The sequence below is a fragment of the Cohnella cholangitidis genome (assembly GCF_014107495.1).
Classification (GTDB): Bacteria; Bacillota; Bacilli; order Paenibacillales; family Paenibacillaceae; genus Cohnella; species Cohnella cholangitidis.
Genome location: NZ_CP041969.1, coordinates 2,988,771 through 2,995,000 on the forward strand (window position 1 = coordinate 2,988,771; position 6,230 = coordinate 2,995,000).

At 52.0% G+C, this 6,230-nt stretch carries 4 protein-coding genes (1 of these 4 only partly in view); 3 read left to right on the plus strand and 1 reads right to left on the minus strand.

The features are described 5' to 3' along the window. The first annotated feature begins 100 nt into the window (after window positions 1-100). Window positions 101-2,014: a DNA topoisomerase (ATP-hydrolyzing) subunit B gene (gene gyrB / locus FPL14_RS14135; protein WP_182303597.1), complete on the plus strand. Its 1,914-nt coding sequence runs from the start codon at window positions 101-103 to the stop codon at window positions 2,012-2,014. Between the two features lie 54 nt (window positions 2,015-2,068). Here the strand turns inward: gyrB and FPL14_RS14140 are convergent, their stop codons facing one another. Next, window positions 2,069-2,842 carry a YheC/YheD family protein gene (locus FPL14_RS14140; protein ID WP_182303598.1) on the minus strand — a complete coding sequence of 258 codons (774 nt, stop codon included), beginning with the start codon at window positions 2,840-2,842 and terminating at the stop codon, window positions 2,069-2,071. A 144-nt stretch (window positions 2,843-2,986) separates the two neighbouring features. On the opposite strand from FPL14_RS14140, the gene gyrA reads away from it, so the two are divergent. Then, window positions 2,987-5,461 carry a DNA gyrase subunit A gene (gene gyrA / locus FPL14_RS14145; RefSeq protein ID WP_182303599.1) on the plus strand — a complete coding sequence of 825 codons (2,475 nt, stop codon included), beginning with the start codon at window positions 2,987-2,989 and terminating at the stop codon, window positions 5,459-5,461. A gap of 37 nt (window positions 5,462-5,498) precedes the next feature. Next, on the plus strand, window positions 5,499-6,230 hold the 5' portion of the coding sequence (locus tag FPL14_RS14150) for an HD-GYP domain-containing protein (protein WP_182303600.1). 348 nt of this gene lie beyond the right edge of the window; 732 of the gene's 1,080 nt are visible here — the first part of the coding sequence; its start codon is at window positions 5,499-5,501; its stop codon lies off the right edge, out of view.

Here is a 6,230-nt window from a genome sequence, read left to right on the forward strand (position 1 = left end):
AGGCTATACGTTTATATAAGGACTTATAGGTGAGAATCATTCATGTATACTTCCTGAAACGATAATCAGTAACGGCTACGTAAAGAAGGCGGTGGAAGGTTTGTCCGTTAATCAGCAAAACACTTACGACGAGAGTCAGATTCAAGTCCTGGAAGGTTTGGAAGCGGTTCGCAAACGTCCTGGTATGTACATCGGTTCTACCAGCGGGAAAGGATTGCACCATCTTGTCTGGGAAGTCGTCGACAATAGCATTGACGAAGCGTTGGCCGGCTTTTGCAATCGGATCGACGTTATCATACAAGAAGACAACAGCATTACCGTAATCGATAATGGCCGGGGAATACCGGTCGGGATGAATACGAAGCTGCAGAAATCGACGCTTGAAGTCGTATTGACCGTGCTTCACGCAGGCGGAAAGTTCGGCGGAGAAGGCTATAAAGTATCCGGCGGTTTGCACGGCGTCGGCGTCTCCGTCGTTAATGCTCTGTCCGAGCAGGTGGTCGTTACCGTCAAGCGCGATGGCCACATTCATCAACAGGAATATCGGCGGGGCGTTCCGCAGTACGACATTAAGATCATCGGCGACACGGAAGAGACCGGCACGGTGGTTAGATTTAAGCCCGATCCGGAAATTTTCACGGAGACGACCGTTTACGATTACGACGTGTTGGTCGGCCGGATCCGCGAGCTCGCATTCCTGAACAAAGGAATCGAGATCAACCTCACGGACGAGCGCACGGGCATGAGCGATTCGTTCCATTACGACGGGGGAATCGTGGAGTTCGTCAAATATTTGAACCGCACGAGAGAGCCGTTGCACGAGCAACCGATCTATGTTGAAGGATCCAAGGATTATATCCAATGCGAGATCGCGATGCAGTATAACGACGGTTATTCCGAGAATTTATACTCTTTCGCGAACAATATTAATACACACGAGGGCGGAACCCACGAATCCGGATTCAAGAGCGCTCTTACGCGTATCATCAACGATTACGCTCGCAAGTCGGGCTTCTTGAAGGAAAGCGAGTCCAACCTGTCCGGCGATGACGTGAGGGAAGGCTTAACGGCGATTATATCCGTCAAAATTCCCGAGCCTCAGTTCGAAGGCCAAACGAAGACGAAGCTAGGAAACAGCGAAGTGCGCGGAATCGTGGAATCGTTGTTCAGCGAGAAGCTGCTGCAATTCTTGGACGAGAACCCGGCTGTCGCGCGGAAGGTGATGGAGAAAGGCCTCCAGGCCGCAAGAGCCAGGGAAGCCGCTCGCAAGGCGCGCGAGCTCACGCGCCGCAAGAGCGCGCTCGAGGTTAGCTCGCTTCCGGGCAAGTTGGCGGATTGCTCGTCCAAAGACGCTTCGATCTCCGAGCTTTATATCGTGGAAGGGGATTCCGCGGGCGGATCGGCTAAGCTGGGGCGCGATCGCCACTTCCAGGCCATCTTGCCTCTGAGAGGCAAGATCCTCAACGTCGAGAAAGCCCGTTTGGACAAGATTCTGTCCAACCTTGAAATTCGCGCCATGATAACGGCTCTTGGAACCGGGATCAGCGAGGATTTCGACATTTCCAAAGCGAGATATCACAAAATCATTATAATGACCGATGCCGACGTCGACGGCGCCCATATCCGGACTCTGATTCTAACGTTCTTCTATCGTTACATGCGCAAGCTGATCGAAGAAGGATACGTCTATATCGCACAGCCTCCGCTCTTCAAGATCGAACGCAACAAGACGGTACGCTACGCGATGACCGAGAGGCAGCGGGACGAAATTATCGCCGAATTCGGAGAAGGCGCGAAGCTGAACATCCAACGCTACAAGGGCTTGGGAGAAATGAACGGAACCCAGCTGTGGGAAACGACGATGGATCCGGACAGCCGAACGATGCTGCAAGTCAGAATCGAAGACGCGATGAAGGCCGACCTCATGTTCGATACCCTGATGGGAGACAACGTAGAGCCGCGTCGGGAATTCATCCAACAATACGCTAAGTTCGTTAAGAACCTCGACGTATAGGTCGCAGATAGGTTAATGCAGGGGGTATCTCTAGGCGGAGATACCCCCTGCGAACTACACTTTGCGTTTGCGGACTCCGAATCGGCCATATGCGACCGCATAGGAATAGATCGTCCGAAAGACGGCCCGGTTCGGTAGTTTCTTGAAAAGATAAGGATCCGGCAGCGTATTGACCTCCAATATCCAAGGCTTCATGTCTTGGTCAATCGCGATATCTATTCCGATTTCCTTAAGGCGAGGGAAACGTTTCTCCAATGCGCGGGCGATGTTTACTCCCTGTTTGCGCAGACGGGTTTCGTAACGTTTCCATTCCTCCGCGGACAAGTAGTTTTTCAGCAGAAGATCGACCGGCATAGGCGTGCCGCCGGCATGATAGTTGGTCACGATTTTGCGGGGATGGGCCACGCGTCCGATCATTCCGGTCGTTTCCCACTGCAAGCGGGGATTTTTCTGAACCATAATCCGTAGATCGAATCTTCGACCGGAGTGCTTCAGCAAATGAATGCCTTGCTGCGCTAGGTAAGGTTTGTTTTTTTTCGCGAGTTGAAGCTCGTTGTACATCTCGTCGAAGGAAACGAAAGAATGCTTGGTTTCGCCGGATTGGAAGAAGAAGGGTTGAGCGGCTTCGGTCTGCTTCTCGACGCGGATGACTCCGTTGCCGAATGTGCCGTTCACCGGCTTCACGTAAATCATCCCGTACTGTTCCAGCATCTGAGCGACGGTCGCCCGCTCGAAGATTCTGGTGTCCGGAACGTCGTTCCTAAGATCGGGATCGGCGAGAAGAGCGTCTGTCTTGGCTTTCTTGCTGCGGACGCGTTGAATGGACATGCGGGTTTCATCCAACCTTTCCCTTCGGCAATATGGTATAATGGAATTATTGTATATTTTCTAATCTATGACGGAAATTGCCTTGCGGTGTAGCATTTGCAAGCGCAAGATTATCCGTTTGTATATTGGTTAAGGAGGATCTTCATGTCGGAAGAACAACGCTCCCAAGTCCGAGACCGCGATATCGGGGTCGAGATGCGGGAATCGTTCATGGATTACGCAATGAGCATTATCGTCAGCCGGGCTTTGCCGGATGTTCGAGACGGCTTGAAGCCGGTTCATAGACGTATTCTGTATGCGATGTCGGAACTAGGAATGTCTCCGGACAAGCCTTACAAGAAGTCGGCGAGAATCGTCGGCGAAGTTATCGGTAAGTATCACCCGCATGGTGATTCCCCTATTTACGAGGCTATGGTTCGGATGGCGCAAGACTTCTCGCTTCGGTACATGCTCGTCGACGGCCACGGAAACTTCGGTTCCGTCGATGGCGATTTCGCGGCGGCGATGCGTTATACGGAAGCACGTTTGTCCAAGATCGCCATGGAGATGCTCCGCGACATCAACAAGGAAACGATCGATTACAGGCCTAACTACGACGGTGAGGAAGTAGAACCGGTCGTATTGCCCGCAAGATATCCCAATTTGCTCGTTAACGGCAATACGGGGATCGCGGTCGGTATGGCGACGAATATTCCTCCGCACAATTTGCGGGAGGTCATCGAAGGAACGCAGGCGTTGCTTCGCGATCCTGAATTAACGCCTTACGATCTGATGGAATACGTCAAGGGACCCGACTTCCCGACGGCTGGCCTCATTCTTGGTCGCGTTGGCATACGTCAAGCTTATGCAACGGGCCGCGGTTCGGTTACAATGCGCGCGCGGGCTACGATCGAGGAGAACAACGGCAAAGCGCGTATTCTCGTTCATGAAATTCCGTACCAGGTCAATAAAGCGAGACTCGTCGAGAAAATCGCAGAGCTCGTGCGCGAGAAGAAGATTGACGGAATTACGGATCTTCGCGATGAATCCGACCGTAACGGAATGCGTATCGTCATCGAATTGAGAAGAGACGTGACGCCGACGGTCGTGCTGAATAATCTGTATAAGCAAACCCAGATGCAGACAAGCTTCGGGGTAAATATGCTTGCGTTAGTGAATAACGAGCCTAAGGTTCTTAACCTTAAGGATGTCCTTCACCACTATATCAAGCATCAGGTCGAAGTCATCAGACGCCGCACGGAGTACGATCTGAAGAAAGCCGAAGCTCGCGCTCATATCCTGGAAGGTTTGCGAATCGCGCTGGATCACCTGGATGAAGTTATCGCGCTCATTCGCGCTTCCCGGACGACGGAAGAAGCCCGCGAAGGCTTGATAGCGCGTTTCGGACTCTCGGGCGACCAAGCTCAGGCGATTCTCGACATGCGTCTGCAACGCCTCACAGGGTTGGAACGCGAGAAGATCGAGCAGGAATATAACGAATTGCAAGTCAAAATCGCCGAGTATAAAGCCATTCTAGCGGACGAACAACTAGTGAACGAGATCATTCACGAGGAGCTCGAGGAGATTAAGCTGAAATATGGCGACGATCGTCGTACGGAAATCACGGTCAGCGACGACGAGATCTTGGATGAAGATCTTATACCGCGCGATGACGTAGTCGTTACGATGACGCATACCGGATACATTAAGCGTCTTCCCGTATCCACTTACCGCAGCCAGAAGCGGGGGGGAAGAGGCATTATGGGAATGGGGACGAAAGACGACGATTTCATCGAAAATCTGTTCATCTCCAACACCCACCACTACCTCTTGTTCTTTACGAACAAAGGCCGCGTATTCCGGATGAAAGCCTACGAAATTCCGGATCTAAGCCGGACCGCTCGAGGCACGCCGATCATTAATTTGATCCAGATCGAACAAGGAGAGACGATTAACGCCGTCATCCCGGTTGAATCGTTCGAGCCTAACCAGTACCTCTTCTTCGCGACGCGCAACGGTATCGTGAAGAAGACGCCTCTCGACGATTACGCGAACATTCGTAAGGTCGGTTTGATCGCCATCTCGTTGCGCGAAGACGATGACTTGATCGGCGTAAAGCTGACGGACGGAGAGCGCGAAATCGTCATGGGTACGAGCCAAGGGATGTCTATCCGCTTCTCGGAGCAGGACGTTAGAGCAATGGGGCGTTCCGCAACGGGCGTTAAAGGAATCCAATTGGACGACAACGACAAAGTCATCGATATGGACGTCGTAGCTCCTGAACAAGAAGTACTGATCGTAACGGCCAAAGGTTACGGTAAACGGACGCCAATGACCGAGTACCGGATCCAGACCCGCGGCGGTAAAGGAATCAAAACCTTGAACGTTACGGAGAAGAACGGAGCGATCGTCGGCTTGAAGGTTGTTCATGACGATGAAGACTTAATGATCATGACGTCTTCCGGAACGTTGATCCGTACCAGCATGTCGGGCATCAATACTATGGGACGGATTACTCAAGGCGTTAAACTGATAAATATTCGCGATGACGATTCCGTGGCTACGGTTGCGCGGGCTCCTCGAAGCGAAGATTCCGATTCCGAGGAAACGGAAGGCGAAGGGGAAGCGGAAGACAACTAATCGTTGTCTTCCCGTAATGCCTAAGGGGGGATGCAGCATGCCGATTATTCCGATTACACAAGTGCAGGTTGGCGATCGACTGGGCAGCGATGTTCAGACCGCTCTCGGAAGCGTGCTGCTTCAGCAAGGTCGGACGCTGTCGGAAAGAGATACGGAAATCTTGCAGGCGTTTCTGATCGCAAGCATTGATGTTGTCCGTAACGGATTAGAGGATCAGAAGCAGGACAACGCCGCTGATGAGATGGCTGCTGCCGTTGAAGCCGTTAGACTGACCTCCTTGCAACAAGAGTTTCTTAATATGGAGAAGCTGCTCAAACGTATTATGTCCATGATTACGTCCGGGCAGAAGCTTCCGGTGCTCGACTTGCGCAACGGTTTGGTCGCTCTCATTGAGCATATGGACGAATACAACGTATTGACATTCCAATTGCCGGCATCGATAGGAACAGTCGATGTCATGGTTCGGAATAGCGTTCTTTGCGCGATGACCTCCTATCAATTGGGCAAATGGAACAAGTTTCCGGAGAAAGATTGGCTTCCGATCGCAATGGCGGGGTTGCTGCACGATATCGGTAACGTGAAGGTTGATCCAGCGATATTTAACAAGCCTACGCGCTTGACGGCAGAAGAAGTGCAAGAGATGAGGCAGCATACGATGTATGGCTTCCGATTACTCGAGGGAAGTACTTCGATGAACCAGGGCGTGTGGCTGACGGCGCTTCAACATCATGAGCGGATTGACGGCAGCGGATATCCGATGAAGGTCAAA

What these genes read in the sequence shown, in the direction of transcription:
- FPL14_RS14140 (WP_182303598.1), bottom strand. Translation starts at nt 2,842, where the DNA reads ATGTCCATTCAACGCGTCCGCAGCAAGAAAGCCAAGACAGACGCTCTT.
- gyrA (WP_182303599.1), top strand. Translation starts at nt 2,987, where the DNA reads ATGTCGGAAGAACAACGCTCCCAAGTCCGAGACCGCGATATCGGGGTC.